General features: G+C 72.4%; 16 protein-coding genes. 6 read left to right on the top strand and 10 right to left on the bottom strand.

What is annotated here, in order from left to right; all coding sequences use genetic code 11:
• Positions 1–24: 24 nt before the first annotated feature.
• The 3 genes from O7635_RS11480 to O7635_RS11470 all read right to left on the bottom strand — a co-directional run bounded on the left by O7635_RS11480 (position 25) and on the right by O7635_RS11470 (position 3701).
• Complete coding sequence (locus O7635_RS11480) at positions 25–1692, bottom strand: fumarate hydratase (protein ID WP_278080393.1); 1668 nt, start codon at positions 1690–1692, stop codon at positions 25–27.
• A gap of 11 nt (positions 1693–1703) precedes the next feature.
• Positions 1704–3116 carry a PQQ-binding-like beta-propeller repeat protein gene (locus tag O7635_RS11475; protein ID WP_278080392.1) on the bottom strand — a complete coding sequence of 471 codons (1413 nt, stop codon included), beginning with the start codon at positions 3114–3116 and terminating at the stop codon, positions 1704–1706.
• A 72-nt stretch (positions 3117–3188) separates the two neighbouring features.
• On the bottom strand, positions 3189–3701 hold the full coding sequence (locus O7635_RS11470; protein WP_278080391.1) for an Lrp/AsnC family transcriptional regulator: 513 nt from the start codon (positions 3699–3701) through the stop codon (positions 3189–3191).
• 117 nt (positions 3702–3818) lie between these two features.
• Here O7635_RS11470 and hppD point away from each other — a divergent pair, with 117 nt between their 5' ends.
• The 4 genes from hppD to hisC are packed head-to-tail and all read left to right on the top strand — an operon-like array spanning position 3819 to position 7633.
• Complete coding sequence (gene hppD / locus O7635_RS11465) at positions 3819–5015, top strand: 4-hydroxyphenylpyruvate dioxygenase (RefSeq protein WP_278080390.1); 1197 nt, start codon at positions 3819–3821, stop codon at positions 5013–5015.
• A gap of 10 nt (positions 5016–5025) precedes the next feature.
• Entirely contained in the window at positions 5026–5649 is a 624-nt protein-coding gene (locus O7635_RS11460; protein WP_278080389.1) for an RDD family protein, read from the top strand.
• A complete protein-coding gene (locus O7635_RS11455; RefSeq protein ID WP_278080388.1) occupies positions 5646–6557 on the top strand; it encodes an RDD family protein in 912 nt (303 codons plus the stop codon). Before O7635_RS11460 ends, O7635_RS11455 begins: the two co-directional genes overlap by 4 nt.
• Complete coding sequence (hisC, locus tag O7635_RS11450) at positions 6554–7633, top strand: histidinol-phosphate transaminase (RefSeq protein WP_278080387.1); 1080 nt, start codon at positions 6554–6556, stop codon at positions 7631–7633. Before O7635_RS11455 ends, hisC begins: the two co-directional genes overlap by 4 nt.
• A 2-nt stretch (positions 7634–7635) precedes the next feature.
• On the opposite strand, the gene O7635_RS11445 is transcribed toward hisC, so the two are convergent.
• The 3 genes from O7635_RS11445 to O7635_RS11435 are packed head-to-tail and all read right to left on the bottom strand — an operon-like array spanning position 7636 to position 10983.
• Positions 7636–8922 carry a PQQ-binding-like beta-propeller repeat protein gene (locus O7635_RS11445; protein WP_278080386.1) on the bottom strand — a complete coding sequence of 429 codons (1287 nt, stop codon included), beginning with the start codon at positions 8920–8922 and terminating at the stop codon, positions 7636–7638.
• Positions 8923–8932: 10 nt separating this feature from the next.
• Positions 8933–10150, bottom strand: coding sequence for a fumarylacetoacetase (gene fahA / locus O7635_RS11440; protein ID WP_278080385.1), 1218 nt, complete (start codon positions 10148–10150; stop codon positions 8933–8935).
• Complete coding sequence (locus O7635_RS11435; protein WP_278085448.1) at positions 10147–10983, bottom strand: hypothetical protein; 837 nt, start codon at positions 10981–10983, stop codon at positions 10147–10149. Before O7635_RS11435 ends, fahA begins: the two co-directional genes overlap by 4 nt.
• 113 nt (positions 10984–11096) lie before the next feature.
• Between O7635_RS11435 and O7635_RS11430 the strand changes: the two genes are divergently transcribed.
• Positions 11097–12269: a cupin domain-containing protein gene (locus O7635_RS11430; protein ID WP_278080384.1), complete on the top strand. Its 1173-nt coding sequence runs from the start codon at positions 11097–11099 to the stop codon at positions 12267–12269.
• Positions 12270–12285: 16 nt separating this feature from the next.
• Here O7635_RS11430 and O7635_RS11425 read toward each other — a convergent pair whose 3' ends face one another.
• The 4 genes from O7635_RS11425 to O7635_RS11410 are packed head-to-tail and all read right to left on the bottom strand — an operon-like array spanning position 12286 to position 14961.
• Complete coding sequence (locus tag O7635_RS11425) at positions 12286–13233, bottom strand: tetratricopeptide repeat protein (protein ID WP_278085447.1); 948 nt, start codon at positions 13231–13233, stop codon at positions 12286–12288.
• A 25-nt stretch (positions 13234–13258) separates the two neighbouring features.
• The gene (gene ispF, locus O7635_RS11420; RefSeq protein ID WP_278080383.1) at positions 13259–13732 is read right to left on the bottom strand and encodes a 2-C-methyl-D-erythritol 2,4-cyclodiphosphate synthase; all 474 of its coding nucleotides are present in this window, start codon (positions 13730–13732) and stop codon (positions 13259–13261) included.
• A 10-nt stretch (positions 13733–13742) separates the two neighbouring features.
• Positions 13743–14435 carry a 2-C-methyl-D-erythritol 4-phosphate cytidylyltransferase gene (gene ispD / locus O7635_RS11415; protein WP_278080382.1) on the bottom strand — a complete coding sequence of 231 codons (693 nt, stop codon included), beginning with the start codon at positions 14433–14435 and terminating at the stop codon, positions 13743–13745.
• A 40-nt stretch (positions 14436–14475) separates the two neighbouring features.
• Positions 14476–14961, bottom strand: coding sequence for a CarD family transcriptional regulator (locus tag O7635_RS11410; protein WP_203702940.1), 486 nt, complete (start codon positions 14959–14961; stop codon positions 14476–14478).
• A 382-nt stretch (positions 14962–15343) separates the two neighbouring features.
• Here O7635_RS11410 and O7635_RS11405 point away from each other — a divergent pair, with 382 nt between their 5' ends.
• The gene (locus O7635_RS11405; RefSeq protein ID WP_278080381.1) at positions 15344–16123 is read left to right on the top strand and encodes a hypothetical protein; all 780 of its coding nucleotides are present in this window, start codon (positions 15344–15346) and stop codon (positions 16121–16123) included.

The following is a 16123-nucleotide window of genomic DNA, read 5'->3' as shown; positions in this document are numbered from 1 at the left end:
AAAGTTCTAAGAACTCCGGTAGTCTTAGGCGCGGCGGCCGACGGTCAGGACGGGCTTGGTGACCTCGGCGAAGAAGTCGTTGCCCTTGTCGTCGACGACGATGAAGGCCGGGAAGTCCTCGACCTCGATCTTCCAGATCGCTTCCATGCCGAGTTCCGCGTACTCCAGGACCTCGACCTTCTTGATGCAGTCCTGGGCGAGCCGCGCCGCCGGGCCGCCGATCGAGCCTAGATAGAAGCCGCCGTTCGCGGCGCAGGAGCGGGTCACCTGGGCCGAGCGGTTGCCCTTGGCCAGCATCACGTGCGAGCCGCCGGCTTCCTGCAAGCGGGAGACGTAGGAGTCCATCCGCCCGGCGGTGGTCGGCCCGAAGGAGCCCGACGCGTAACCCTCGGGCGTCTTCGCCGGGCCGGCGTAGTAGACCGCGTGGTCGCGCATGTAAGAGGGCAGCGGCTGGCCCGCGTCCAGCAGCTCCAGCAGCTTGGCGTGGGCGATGTCGCGCGCCACGACCAGCGGGCCGGTCAGCGACAGCCGGGTCTTCACCGGGTACTTCGACAGCTCCGCGCGGATCTCCGACATCGGCCGGTTGAGGTCGATCCGCACGACCTCGGTCGCGTCGAGCTGCTCGTCGGTGACCTCGGGCAGGAAGCGCGCCGGGTCGGTCTCCAGGCGCTCCAGCCAGACCCCCGACGGCGTGATCTTGGCGACCGCCTGTCGGTCAGCGGAACACGAGACCGCGATGGCGACCGGGCACGAGGCGCCGTGCCGCGGCAGGCGCACCACGCGCACGTCGTGGCAGAAGTAGCGCCCACCGAACTGCGCGCCGATGCCGAAGTCCCGCGTCAGCTCCAGGACCGACGCCTCCAGGTCGAGGTCGCGGAAACCGTGCGCCGACAGGGAGCCCGAGGTCGGCAGACCGTCGAGGTACTTCGCCGACGCCAGCTTGGCGGTCTTGAGCGCGTGCTCGGCCGAGGTGCCACCGATGACGATCGCCAGGTGGTACGGCGGGCACGCCGACGTGCCGATCAGCCGCAGCTTCTCGTCGAGGAACTGCATCAGCCGCGTCGGGTTGAGCAGCGCCTTCGTCTCCTGATAGAGGAACGACTTGTTGGCCGAACCGCCGCCCTTGGCCATGAACAGGAACTTGTACGCGTCCGGCTGCCCGCCCGGGTCCTCCGCGTACAGCTCGATCTGGGCCGGCAGGTTCGTCCCGGTGTTCTTCTCCTCCCACATGGAGATCGGCGCGAGCTGCGAATAGCGCAGGTTCAACCGGGTGTACGCCTGGAAGACGCCCCGCGCGATCGCCTCCTCGTCGGTGCCGTCCGTCAACACGTGCCGGCCCCGCTTGCCCATCACGATCGCGGTGCCCGTGTCCTGGCACATCGGCAGCACGCCACCGGCCGCGATGTTCGCGTTGCGCAGCAGGTCCAGCGCGACGAACCGGTCGTTGGGCGACGCCGCCGGGTCGTCGATGATGGAGCGCAGCTGGGTGAGGTGCGCCGGCCGCAGGTAGTGCGCGATGTCGTGCATCGCCTCCGCGGTCAACGCCGTCAGCACCGCCGGATCCACCGTCAGGAACTGCCGGCCGCCGGGCCCCATCACGACGTCGACGCCCTCGTCCGTAATGAGCCGGTACTCCGTCAGGTCGTCCCCGACAGGCAACAGCGGCGAGTAACGGAAGGCAGCGTCGCTCATGAGCGGCTAGCCTAGCCGCCTTTGCAGACCTCTTGTTTGGGGCCGCCGCACTCGGGCCAGTCATCGTCCGGTGTGCCCGGATTGCCGCCAGCCGGCGGCGGAGCCGGCCCTCCAGCGGCGCCGCGGAAGGGCAGGTAGGCGATGTCGCGGCCGCTCACGACGATCATGCCGGCGGGGCCCACGGCAAGCACGTCCGCGTCCGAGCGGACGTTGACCAGCTCCGCGCCCGTACCCGGGTTGACCGCAATGATCTTGTCGGGCTTCTCGTCGACCACGACGACCGCGGGTGGGGTCAGCGCCACGTTGCTGCGCGGCGCCGCCGGGCGCTGCCACCGGCCGTTGCCGCCGAGCTCGACGCTGCGCACCGCGCCACCATCGGCGGTACGCACGACCGCGTAGCGATCGTCGACGCCCAGCAGGTGCTCGCCCGGGGCGCCGGTGAACAGGAACCGCCCGTCGTAGGCGTCGATGACCAGCTCGCGGGCGTCGGCCGCGACCCCGACGATCACGTTGCGCCCACCGGCCGGGTCGTCGCGCTGGGCGCACCCGCCGTCCTTGGCCGTGCGCAGGTTGATGCCGGCGTTGCGCCACACCTCGCCACCGGTCGCGGCGTCCGAGGCGACCACCGAGAAGTAACAGGTCCCGTCGGCCGAGACCGCCTTGATCCGCAGCACCCGACCGCCGACCACGACGATGCGCTCGTCGCGCTCCGGCGTGATCTCGCGGACCACCTGCCCGGCCGCGGTGTCGACGACGAAGACCTGGTCGTCGATCGGCAGCCCGACCATCGGCGGCATCAGGTCGGGCCCACCGGCGTTGCCGTCGATCCGCTTGGCGGTCAGTGGCTGGGTGCCGAGGATGTCGGGGTTGTCGGCGAACAGCACGAAGCCGATGCCCGGGATCTGCACGCTCCAGCGCGGGGTGGAGCCCAGCGGGTCCCAGGCGCTGAGCGTGCAGTCCTCCGGCCCGTGGCAGCGCACGTCGAGCATGCCGTTGCGATAGGTCCAGACCGCCCGGGCCTCGGTGTCGCGGCGGCGCACCGAGCCGGACATGGGGTCGACCACCTCGTACCCCTTGACCAGCAGTTTGCCGGTGACCACGACGGCGCTGGCGCCCTCGCCGGCGACCGCGGCCCAGTCGGCCTTGTGCTCCCAGAGCTGCGCGCCGGAGCCGAGCCCGCGCGACTCGACCAGCGTGCGGTGCTCGATGATCACCGCGCCGCCGGCGATCGTGCCGCTGCGCGGGGTGCCGCCGAGCTGTTGCTGCCACAGCGGCGCCGGGTTCGTCATCGGGCTGGAGGTGTTGACCATGGCCCAGACGCGGTCGAGCAGCGGGGTCAGCACGCCGGTGAAGTAGCCCACGACGAGGAGGACCGCCACGAACGCGGCCCAGCACTTCACACAGGGGCCGTTCCCCCTCGCCACCGGCACACCGTAACGACACGCCGGAGCCGATCCCGGGACGGCGATAAACCCGTGTCGATGCGATTTGTGAGATTAATCCGCGTCCGCGGAAGGCCCCGGCCCGCCCGCCGAAGCAGCGGCGACCAACGGCAGCACCCGGAACGGAATCTGCTCCGTCAACGAGATGATCGTCGATGCCCGGGCCACCGTGCCGTGCGCGACGATCCGGTCGATCACCCGCTGCAGGTCGGCGTTGGACCGGGCCACCACCCGGCACATCAGGTCGCCGGAGCCGGTGATCGTGTGCGCCTCCAACACCTCGGGGATGCGCGACAGGTGCACCGCTACCGGGTCGTGCCCCTGACGCTGGCTGATCTCCAGCGTCACGAACGCGGTCACCCCGTAGCCGATCGACGCCGGCTGGATCTCGGGCCCGAAGCCGCGGATCACCCCGCGCGCGACGAGCTTGTCGAGCCGGGCCTGCACCGTCCCGCGGGCCACCCGCAGCCGTCGGGAGCATTCAAGGACGCCGATCCGGGGCTCCTCAGCCAGCAGGTTGATCAAGGCGGCATCCAGGCCGTCGAGCTGGACAATCTGCGACGTCATTTCGCCCATCCTCCGGACGGATTGCACAAGCTGCGCAGACAATTCTAGGACAGTTGACCAGCGCCTGGATCCAGGTGACGCTCGGCACACACGGCAGCCACACGAGGGGAGTCGACGATGACTCAGGCGCTCAACGACATCGACCAGGCCACCGCCGACCGGTTGATCGGCGCGGTCGAGCACGACATCGCCAACGACCCGTTCCCGGTCAAGGGCCTCGATCACGTGCTGTTCCTGGTGGGCAACGCCAAGCAGGCCGCCCACTACTACTCGACCGCGTTCGGGATGACCTGCGTCGCCTACCGCGGGCCCGAGCAGGGCTTCCGGGACTACGCCGAGTACGTGCTGACCAGTGGCAGCGCCCGGTTCGTGTTCCGCGGCGCGGTGCGCCCCGACGCGACCGACGCGGAGCACGTGCGCAAGCACTCCGACGGCGTCGTCGACATCGCGCTGGAGGTGCCCGACGTCGACGCCGCGTTCGCGTACGCCGTCAAGCAGGGCGCGGCGGTGCACACCGAGCCGATGGAGCTGTCCGACGAGCACGGCACGATCCGCTACGCCGCGATCGCGACCTACGGCGACACCCGGCACTCGCTGATCGACCGCTCCCGCTACAGCGGGCCGTTCCTGCCGGGCTTCGTGGCCCGCAAGCCGATCGTCGACCGCTCCGCCGCCGTCGCCGCCGGCCTGCAGCCGAAGCGCTACTTCCAGGCCGTCGACCACGTGGTCGGCAACGTCGAGCTCGGCAAGATGGACCACTGGGTCGAGTTCTACAAGCGCGTCATGGGCTTCACCAACATGGCCGAGTTCATCGGCGACGACATCGCCACCGACTACTCGGCGCTGATGTCCAAGGTCGTGGCCAGCGGCACCCGCAAGGTCAAGTTCCCGCTCAACGAGCCGGCCGTCGCCCGCAAGAAGTCGCAGATCGACGAGTACCTCGAGTTCTATGACGGCCCGGGCGCCCAGCACATCGCCATCGCGACCAATGACATCCTGGCCAGCGTCGACGCGATGCGGGCGGCCGGCGTCGAGTTCCTGGACACCCCGGACTCCTACTACGACGACCCGGAGCTGCGGGCGCGGATCGGCACCGTGCGCGTGCCGATCGAGCAGCTCAAGGACCGCAAGATCCTCGTCGACCGCGACGAGGACGGCTACCTGCTGCAGATCTTCACCAAGCCGGTGCAGGACCGCCCCACCGTGTTCTTCGAGCTGATCGAGCGGCACGGGTCGCTCGGCTTCGGCAAGGGCAACTTCAAGGCCCTCTTCGAGGCGATCGAGCGGGAACAGGAAGCGCGCGGCAACCTGTAACACTGTCCGGGTGCACCCCGACCCCCAGCCCACACCCGGCGCGCGGGACCCGCGCCAGCCCGGGCCGCCGGCGCCCATCCCGCCGGTCGGCCCGGGCCACATACCCCATCAGCAGGGGTACGCCCGGCCGCCGGCCCCGATCGGCCCGACCGGTCATCCGCTGGCCGGGTTCGGTGACCGCTTCCTGGCGTACCTGATCGATTCGTTGATCGTCGGAGTGATCGCCTTCGCGCTGTACTGCCCGGTCACGATCTTCATGATCCTGCTGCCCCTGACGCGGGACATCGACGAGGGCCGGATCACGGGCGGCACGATGACGCTGCTCGTGCTGGGCTACGCGACGCTGGTCGCGATCCAGATCATCCTCGGCTACCTCTATTTCGTGGAGTACCAGCTGCGATCCGGACAGACGGCGGGCAAGCGGGTGATGTCGCTGCGGGTGCTGCCCGTCCAGCCCGACCAACGGCTCGACCGCGGCATTCTGGTCCGCCGCTACCTCGTGCAGTTCGTGGCCGGTTCCTTCGTCCCGTTCCTCGGCCTGATCGACGGTCTCTGGCAACTGTGGGACCAGCCGTTGCAGCAGACCCTCCACGACAAGGCGGCCGAGACCTTGGTCGCTAAGGTCGTCCAGTGAGCTCAGTGTCCCCGGGCTGGTACAAGGACCCAGCCGAACCCACCACCCAGCGCTACTGGGACGGTGAAGGCTGGATCGGCGCACCCCTGCCCGCCGACGCGACGCCACCCGACGGCCCGCCCGAGGTGCCGCCGCCCCCGCCGGAGTCCCCTGCGCCCGAGGCGCCTGCGCCGACCTCCCCGGCGACCCCGGGCTACGGCCAGCCACCGCCGACCGGCTACGGCACCCCGCCGCCGGCGCCCAACGGCCAGGCGCACCAGGGTTACGGCGGTCCGGCGTACCCGCCGGTGCAGACCCTGCCCCCGCCCGCGCCGGTCGCGCCCATCGGCGTCCCGCTCGCCTCCCCCGGCCTGCGGCTGGTCGCGCGCCTGATCGACATCGCGGCCGTGCTTCTGCTCAACGTCGTGGTCAACGGCTGGTTCGTCTACCAGTACGTGCAGGAGGTCCTGCCGTTCTACCGCGAGTTCAACGCCCGCGCCGCCGACGGCGAGTCCTTCGGTGAGCTGATGCGGATCACGCCCAGCGCCGAGGCCAGCCGCCTCCAGCTGGTCATCTTGATCATCGCCTGCGCCCTCTGGTTCGCCTACGAGGTGCCGGCCGTCGCCAACACGGGCCAGACCCTCGGCAAGCGCCTCGTCGGGCTGCGGGTGGTCCGGGTCGACGGCCAGCCCAAGATGGGCTTCGGCCGTTCGCTGCGCCGCTGGAACATCCTCGGCCTGCCGATGCTGTTCTGGACCTGCTGCGTCGGCTTCATCTGGCAGTTCGTCGAATGCCTCTGGCTGACCGTCGACCGCCCGCTGCACCAGGCCCTGCACGACAAGGCCGCCCGCACGGTCGTGGTCGTCGCCCACCCCCGCACCCCGGCCGGCGCCAGCCCGCCGCCCCCTTCTCCTGGAGGCCCGTCATGACCCCCCGCCTCACCCGGGCCGACCTCGACACGCTGCCCAGCTACGTGCCCGGTCGCAACCCCGCCGACCTGGCCCGCGAGCTCGGCATGACCGAGGCGATCAAGCTGGCCAGCAACGAGGTGCCCTACGGCCCGCTGCCCGGCGTCGTCGAGGCGGTGGCCACCGCGGCCGCCACCGCGCACCGCTACCCCGACATGGGCGTGGTCGAGCTGCGCGAGACGCTGGCCGCGAAGCTGGGCGTCGAGGCCGACCGCGTCGCCACCGGCTGTGGCTCGGTCGCGCTGGCCGAGCACCTCGCCCGGGTCACCTGCCTGCCCGGCGACGAGATCCTCTACGCCTGGCGCTCGTTCGAGGCCTACCCGATCATCGCCGCGACGACGGCGGCCAGCAGCGTGCGCGTCCCGAACACCGCGGGCCACGAGCACGACCTGCGGGCCATGTCGGCGGCGATCACCGACCGGACCCGGATGATCCTGGTCTGCAACCCCAACAACCCGACGGGTACGGCGATCCGCCGCCCGGAGCTCGACCGCTTCCTCGACAGCGTGCCGGACGACGTGCTGGTCGTCCTCGACGAGGCGTACCGGGAGTTCATCACCGACCCCGACGTGCCCGACGGCCTCGAAACCTACGGCGACCGCCCCAACATCGTCGTGCTGCGCACGCTGTCCAAGGCGTGGGGCCTGGCCGGCGTCCGGATCGGCTACCTGGTCGCTCAGCCGGCCGTCGCGGCCGCCGTGCGCAAGGTGGTCACGCCGTTCTCGACCAGCGCGGTCGCCCAGGCCGCGGCGCTGGCGGCGCTGGCCCAGGCCGACGAGGTCGCCCGGCGCTGCGCGCTGGTCGTCGCCGAGCGGGAGCGGGTCACCGCCGCCATCCGCGCGCTGGTGCCCGACGTGCCGGAGTCGCAGGCCAACTTCGTCTGGCTGCCACTGGGCGCCGGCTCGGCCGAGTTCGCCGCCGCCTGCGAGAAGCAGGGCGTGATCGTGCGCCCGTTCCAGGGCGAGGGCGTCCGCGTCACGATCGGCACGCCGGCCGAGAACGACGCGTTCCTGGCCGCGGCTGCCGCGGCGCTCTAAATCTAGACGGCGGCGAGGATGACCGGCTGCGGGTCGAAGTAGTAGTCGGCGTCGTCGGGCGCGTCCAGGTCGTCGAGCCGCTCGGTCAACAGGTAACCACCCGCGGCGTACGACCAGCCGGGCCGCCAGTCGGTCTTCTCCGCGAAGTACGTGTAGCGGAACCGGGAGACCACCGCGCCCGAGGCGCCGTCGAGCGTCACCAGGTCGCGGTCGGCGGTGAGCACGTAGACCCGGCCGTCGGCCGCGGCCAGGATCGTGAGGTCGGGATCGCCGAGCCGCGGGTCGCCCAGTTCGCGACGCCAGCGTTCCGCCCGGTCGTCGATGCCCGACGCGACGATCGCGGTGCCGTCGACCGTGACGGCCAGGCCGCCGACCAGCTGGGCGCCCGGCCCGGCGAGCGGCGCGGGCCGGCCGATGCGGGCGTCGTCGGAGAGCCCCGCGGGCCGGATCTCGCCGTTGACGAAGAGCCAGGCGTTGCGTTCGGCGAACGAGTCGACCCGCACGCCGGCGCAGGCCGTGCGCGGCGTCGCGCAGTCGAGCGGATCGAGCACCGTTTCGGGACCCATGTGCGCCGGCAGGTCCAGGACGCCGGCGGCCGCGCCGGTGGCGACGTCGAACAACCGGACGGCGCTGTCGCAGGCCCGCAGGACGGCCACCCGGCCGTCGGCCGTGCTGAAGCCGCTCGGGTCCGGCCGGGTCGGGCACGGCTGGGCCGGCTGCTGCCACCCGGGGGCGCCGGTGGCGAGCGCGAACGCCTGCGTGCGGGTCGGCCCGGCCACCACCACCGTGTCGCCGGAGAGGAACAGGCCCGGCGGCGCGTAGACCGTCTGGGCGCCGGTGCGCCGGCCCGCGTACTCGGGGACCGCGGGTTTCTCGCCCTTGGCCCGCCAGACGTCACGCCCGGTGCGGGCGTCCAGGCCCACGAGCTCGCCGTCGGACCAGCGGGTGACCACCGTGCCGCCGGCCGCCACGACGCCGATCAGCTCGGCCGGCCACCGCCGGAACGACCAGTAGGGCGTGTTGAGGTAGCGCGAGTCGACCGGCCCGTCGGCGCGGACCTGGCGCTTGTCGGCGACCACCCGCAGCCGGCCGTCGACGATCAGCGGCGCGGCCGGCAGCGTGCCCAGCACGGCCGGCGGGCGCGGGGTCGGCGCCACGGGATAGGTGCTGGTCGGCTCGGCCAACACCTCGCCGGGCGCGAAGACCCGGTAGACGACGAGGGCGGCGCCCGCCACCAGCACGAGGCCGGCGAGCACCGCGACCACCCGGCGCCGGGCCGCTCCCACCACGCTGGGCACCCTACCGGTGCGGCGCACGCGCCGGAGCGATGGTGCCCCGGACCTCGCCCAGGCCGACCGTCACGCCGTCCGGACCGGGCGCGGTCGCGGTGATCGTCACCGTGTCGCCGTCTTCGAGGAAGGTCCGCTCGACCCCGTCGGCCAGCCTGACCGGCTCGGTGCCGCCCCACGTCAGCTCCAGGAACGAGCCGGTCTCGGCGCGGGTCGGCCCGGAGACCGTGCCGGACGCGTAGAGGTCGCCGGTGCGCACGGCAGCGCCGTTGACGGTCAGGTGGGCGAGCTGCTGGGCTGGTGTCCAGTACATGCCGGCGAACGGTGGCCGGCTGACCACCGTGCCGTTCCAGTCAACCTCGAGCCGCAGGTCGAGACCGAGGTGCGGCACGTCGCGCAGGTACGGCAGGACCGGCAGGTCCTGGTCGGGCGCGGGCAGCCAGGCGTCGGCCAGCGCGTCCAGCGGCACCACCCAGGGCGCGACCGAGGTGGCGAACGACTTGGCCAGGAACGGGCCGAGCGGGCGGTATTCCCAGGCCTGCAGGTCGCGGGCGGACCAGTCGTTGACCAGCACGATCCCGAAGACGTGGTCGGCGAACCGGTCGACCGGCACGGGGCTGCCCAGCTCCGACGGCGTGCCGACGACGAAGCCGACCTCGGCCTCGATGTCGAGCCGGGTCGACGGGCCGAAGACCGGGCCGTCGGGCGTGGCCCGCTGGCCGCTGGGCCGGATCACCGGCGTGCCGGAGACGACCACCGTGCCGCCCCGGCCGTGGTAGCCGATCGGCAGGTGCTTCCAGTTGGGCAGCAGCGGCTCGTCGTCGGGGCGGAAGATCCGGCCGACGTTGCTGGCGTGCTGCTCCGACGAGTAGAAGTCGACGTAGTCGCCCACCTCGAACGGCAGCACCAGCTCCACCTCGGCCAGCGGCAGCAGCAGCGGCTCGACGGCGGCCCGGTGCGCCGGGTCGGTGACCAGCTCGGTGATCCGGGTGCGGACCGTGCTCCACTGGGCGCGGCCGAGCGCGAGGAACGGGTTGAGCGTGGGGGCGCGCAGCGCACCGCCGGCCAGCACCAGCCCGGCCGCCTCGGCGCCGTCGAGGTCGAGCAGCAGGTCGCCGATCCGCACGCCGATCCGGGCCTGGGTCGGCCGGTCGCCGTGCCGGAACACACCGTAGGGCAGGTTATGGACGCCGTACGGCGAGCCCTCCGCACCCGGAACCCAGGTCATCCCTCGTATCCCCCGTTCACCAGGCCGAGCCGGATCAGGTCGGTCAGCGGCTCGATCATGCTGCACGAGCCGAACCCGACCCACAGCCCCCGGGGCTGGTCGCGCCGGGCCCGGGCGGGCTCGATCAGCGGCACGGCGTCGGTGGCGGCCAGCAGCTCGGCCACCTCGGCGACCTCGCCACCGTCGGCGGCCAGGCCGGCGGCGACCAGGATGTTGAGGAACCCGTGGTGCGTGAAGCCGGTCTCCGGATCGGCGTGCCGGATCGCGTGGTGCAGCCCGGCGGTCAGCTTGAACGGCAGCTCGCGCTCGCGGCACGCGCAGATCACCGCGGCCAGCTCGACCGGCGTCGGGAACAGCTCGGCGGCGAGCCCGCCGGTGCGGAACTTCGCGGCCACCCGGGCGCCGGCCCGGCGGGCCTCGGCGATCGTGTCGAGCCCGGCCAGCAGGCCGAAGGTGAGCGGAACCTCGGCGTAGACGTCGAGCTCGGGCCGGCGGGCGGCCAGGTCGAGCATGCGGGCGATGCCGGGCTGTGGGTCCTCGCCCCGCTTGGCCACCGCCGCCTCGATCTGGCGGACCGTCACCCGCGGGTCGTCGGGCACGTCGAGCCGGTCGATCGGCAGGTCGCCGATGATGCCGACGGCCATCCGCTCCGCCGGGTCGAGCAGGCCGGTCAGGGCGTCCACCGAGGTGGCCGGCACGAGCAGCGGGCCGACCAGCTCCGCGTACCAGGCGGTGCGGTGTTCGCGGTGGGCCGTGACCGCGTCGGGCAGCGCGGCGTTACCCGGCGGGAAGACCGCCGCGTCGTCGACGAGGCGGTGGAACAGCGGGGCGATCAACGGCTGGTCGGTGGGTGCCCGGCGATCGGTTGACACGGTTACTGAACTTAGTGGACGCTACAAGAAACGGACAATGACGTCCGATTATCGGACGCCGACGGGAGGTCGACATGCCCTACTACCGCAGCGTCGGCGAGGTGCCCCGCAAGCGGCACACCCAGTTCCGGCAGCCCGACGGCAGCCTGTACGCCGAGGAGCTGATGGGACAGGAGGGCTTCTCGTCCGATTCGTCGCTTCTTTACCACCGCGCGATGCCGACGGCGATCGTGGCCGCCGAGGCGTTCGACCCGCCGGCCTGGACCCGCACGCCGAACCGCCCGCTCAAGCCGCGCCACCTGCGCACCCACAAGCTCGACACGGCCGGGGCCGACCCGGTGCTCGGCCGGGCCCACCTGCTGGCCAACGACGACGTGCGGATCTCCTACGTGACCGCCGACCGCCCGTCGCCGCTCTACCGGAACGCGGTCGGCGACGAGTGCCTCTACGTCGAGTCCGGCGCGCTGCGCGTCGAGTCGACGTTCGGCCTCCTCGAGGCCGGCCCGGGCGACTACGTGATCATCCCGACCTCGGTGATCCACCGGCTGGTGCCGACCGGCGACGAGCCGCTGCGGCTGCTGGCCATCGAGGCGACCGGGCACATCGGGCCGCCCAAGCGCTACCTGTCGGTGCGCGGCCAGTTCCTCGAGCACGCGCCCTACTGCGAGCGCGACATCCGCGGGCCGTCGGCGCCGCTGGTCGAGGACGGCGCCGACGTCGAAGTGCTGGTGCAGCACCGGCGCGGCTGGACGAAGCACGTCTACGCCAGCCACCCGTTCGACGTGGTCGGCTGGGACGGACACCTCTACCCGTGGGCGTTCTCGATCCACGACTTCGAGCCGATCACGGGCCGGGTGCACCAGCCGCCGCCCGTACACCAGACCTTCCAGGGTCCGAACTTCGTGATCTGCTCGTTCGTCCCGCGCAAGGTCGACTATCACCCACTGTCGATCCCGGTGCCCTACAACCACCACAACGTCGACTCCGACGAGCTGCTGTTCTACACCGGCGGCAACTACGAGGCGCGGCGTGGCTCCGGCATCGAGCAGGGCTCGATGTCGCTGCACCCGTCCGGGTTCACCCACGGTCCGCAGCCGGGCGCGGCGGAGCGCTCGATCGGCATCGACTACTTCGACGAGCTCGCGGTCATGGTCGACACCTTCCGCCCGCTGGACCTCTGCGACGCGGCCCTGTCCTGCGAGGACACGGGCTACGCGTGGACGTGGTCGGGTCGCGGCCCGGCTTAGAACCGGCTGGTCCCACCTAGAACCGGATGCGGGAGACCACCGCGATCGCGGCCACCGCGGTCGCTGCCAGGGCGACCGCGACGGCCCAGGGCGAGCCGACGATGCCGTACGCGATGACGCAGAGCGGGCCGGCGATCGTCGCGCCGCCGGCCACGGTCGACGCACGGTCGCGGCGGAACGTCTCGCGCGGCGACCCGGGCAGGCGGGCGGCGAACAGGGCCACCAGACCCAGGCCGCACAAGCCGAGCACGATCGCGACCACCCGCGACGTGCCGGGGTGCACGGCGTGCAGGACGGCGGCGAGCATGGCCGCCGGCACCGTGAACGCGCCGGCATAGAGGGCCAGCCAGCCGATCGCCGTCTCCGCCGTGGGGCGCAGGTCGCGCGCCTTGGGCTCGGGCACGGTGTAGCGGCCCAGGGACCCGCCGGTGGTCGAGGCGAGGTCCGGGTCGAGCCGCATGGCCTCGTCGCGGGCCTGCTCGGCGAGGTCGGTGAGCTGGAGGCGGTCAGCGATGCCGGACAGCACCAGGTGGGCCCGGGCGTCCTGGGGCGCGAGGGCGACCGCCTGCCACGCCGCGTCGAGGGCCCGCTGGCCGTTGCGCGCCTCACCCAGAAGGGCGGCGCCGTGCAGTTGGGCGTACGGGTCGTCGGGGCCGGCATCGAGAATGCGCTCGGCGACGGCCGCGGCCTCCTTGAACCGGCGAAGCTGCAGCAGCGCCTCGCCCTCGGTCACCTGTGGCGCGACGGCGGCCGGCGTCGCGGCGACCGCGCGCTCGGCGGCCGCCAGCGCCGGCTCAGGCCGACCCGCGGCCAGCTGGATCGCCGCCAGCAGGGCCAGGGTGGCGCCGTCGCCGGGGTCGGCGGTCAGCGCGGGGTCGAGCTCGGCCACGGCCTCGTCGAAGTGCCCCAGGTCGGCGAGGAGCTCCGCGCGGCGTAGGTGACCTTCCGCCGACTCGGCGTCCATGCTCGACACGGCAACGAGCGTAGCCTCAGCCGTTGGTGTGCAGCAGGGCCACCGCGAGACCGGCCAGTCCTTCGCCCCGGCCGGTCAGGCCGAGCCCGTCGGTGGTCGTGCCGGAGACGGTCACGGGCGCGCCGGCGGCCGTGCTGAGCACCTGTTGCGCTTCGGCGCGACGCGGGCCGATCTTCGGGCGCACGCCGATCACCTGGATCGAGATGTTGCCGATGGCGAAGCCGGCCTCCCTCACCCGGCGGGCCGCCTCACCCAGCAGCGTGACGCCGGACGCGCCGGCGAACTCGGGCCGGTCGACGCCGAAGTTGCTGCCGAGGTCGCCGAGGTCGGCGGCGGAGAACAGGGCGTCGCAGGCGGCGTGGGCGGCGACGTCGCCGTCGGAGTGGCCGGCCAGGCCGTCGACGCCAGGCCAGAGCAGGCCCGCGACCCAGCACTCGCGGCCGGCGGCGAACGCGTGCACGTCGGTGCCGATGCCCACCTTGAGGTTCACGCGGGGCAGCTTATTCGGTGGCCAGCAGATGCTCGGCGAGCAGCAGGTCGAACGGCCGGGTGATCTTCAGAGCGTGATCGGAGCCGGGGACGCAGGTGACCCGTACGCCCTGCTTCTCGACCAGGCCCGCGTCGTCGGTGAGCGGGTCGACGGCGGCGGCGTGCGCGGCGGCGAGGACGTCCCGGCGGAAGCCCTGCGGTGTCTGCACGGCGCGCAGCGGTGACCGGTCGACCGTGCCGCGGACGGCGTCGTCGGGGCCGACCTCCTTGATCGTGTCGATCACCGGCAGGACGGGGATGACCGCGTCGGCGCCGGCCCGCACGGCGGCCGCGACGGACTCGACGAGGGCGGGCGGTGTCAGGGCCCGGGCCGCGTCGTGGACGAGCACGATCGGCAGGTGAGCGGGGGTGGCGGCCAGCGCGGCCGCGACCGACGCCTGCCGGTGCGCGCCGCCGGCGACCACCGTGACCGGTGCGACCGGAGCGAGCAGAGTTTCGACGGCCGCGACATCGTCGGGCGGGGCGGCCACCACGACGGCGGCGACGGACGGCGCCTGGCAGATGCGGCGCACCGCGTGCACGAGGAGAGACTCGCCACCGAGCAGCCGCAGCGCCTTGGGGGCGCCGGGACCGAGGCGGGTGCCGCTGCCCGCGGCTGGAACGAGGACCGCGACGTCACCGCGCGGGTTGAGCTGCGCGGTCACGTCGCGGTCCTCGCGAGGAGTTGATCTGTGCGGAACGGACTCAGGCCTCGGTGAGCACCTTGTCGAGGAGGATCTCCGCCTCGTCCTTGGTGCTCTTCTCGGCGAGCGCCACCTCGCCGACCAGGATGTCGCGCGCCTTGGCGAGCATGCGCTTCTCGCCCGCCGACAGGCCCCGCTCCCGCTCGCGGCGCCACAGGTCACGCACGACCTCGGCAACCTTGAGGGGGTTGCCCGAAGCCAGCTTTTCCAGGTTTGCCTTGTAACGCCGCGACCAGTTGGTCGGCTCTTCGGTGTGCGGGGCACGGAGCACATCGAAGACCTTGCCCAGGCCCTCTTCCCCGACCACCTCACGCACGCCAACGATCTCGGCGTTTTCGGCGGGCACCCGCACCGTCAAGTCACCCTGAGCGACCCTGAGAACGAGGTAAAGCTTCTCCTCGCCCTTGACGACCCGAGTCTCGATTGCCTCGATGAGTGCGGCCCCGTGGTGGGGGTAAACAACGGTCTCGCCGACACTGAAAACCATAGGTTCGAAACCCCTTTCGCTGTGTCTAGGGTAACACGCGGGAGCACCGATGTCCCATCCCGGTCCTGACCGTTAGTGCAGCTCAGAGGGCCTGTGACAGGTCTTTCTCCGGCTTGACACGCTCCGCGCCGAGCTTTTCCAACACGCTGAGTAACCTTCGTGTTACGAATACGCAGGGGTCTCGTCGATATCGGATGCGAATGCTTCCCACCTCTAAGGGTAACCCGCAGGGGTCATCCGCCGCCTGACTCGGAGCGGACCCGGCCGGGTTGGAAGATCGAACGTCGGCCATCTCGAATTGAACTGTGGCGCTCCCGCGACTCGTGCGCCACTCTGGAGGTCAGACGCGTCCGCGGGCGCGCGCGAGGTCGCAGGGGGCAGCATGGGCACGCCGCACGACGGTGAGAGCGGGCCCTTCGACGAGCTTCCGGAGCTCCCGCCCGACGTGCGCATCCCCGACGACGCCTCGGCCCTCGCGGAAGAGGCCGCCCAGGTCCGCCAGGAGCTGCGCGAGGAGCGGGTCGGCGGCTCGCGGTCGGGCGCGCGGGTCTTCCCCGACGGCGGCTTCCGGGGCAGCGTCCCGCCCGACGGCGACGAGGGCGCCCACGAGCCGGCCTCGCTCCGGATTCCCTTGCTGATCATGACGGCGGCGCTGCTGGCCGCGGTGATCAGCCTGTTCGCGGCGGCCTGGCCCAACGACCGGCGGGGCACGCCGGCCCCCGCGGCGGCGAGCTCCACCGGCAACCCCACCTCGCCGGCGGCCCGCATGGTGCCGGCCCTCGACCTGCTCGACGACGCGGGCAACGCCGTGCCGCTGGCCACCCTGCTGCCGGCGGTGCTGATCCTCTCCGACGACTGCCCGTGCGCCGATGACATCGCCGACGAGGTGCCGCCCGAGGTGACGGTGGTCGCCATCGGGGCGGTGCGGGGCACCACGCCGCCACCGTCCACCGCGACACTGCCCGGCCCGGCCAACGCCACGGTGCGCCGGTTGCGCGACCCTGGCGGCGGGCTGGCCAACTTCCTCGGCGACGACCTGGTCCCCGGCGGCGCCACACCGGTCGCGCTCGTCGCCCGCTCCGGCGAGCTGACCCGAGTCGTCAACGACAGCACACCCATCAGCGCGTACGCCGCGGACCTGGCTTTTCTGCCCGCTCGCTAG

Origin of the sequence: Asanoa sp. WMMD1127 (genome assembly GCF_029626225.1) — a bacterium.
GTDB lineage: Bacteria > Actinomycetota > Actinomycetes > Mycobacteriales > Micromonosporaceae > Asanoa.
The sequence above is the reverse complement of the archived record's forward strand: the minus strand, read 5'-3'. Positions and strand labels throughout refer to the sequence as shown.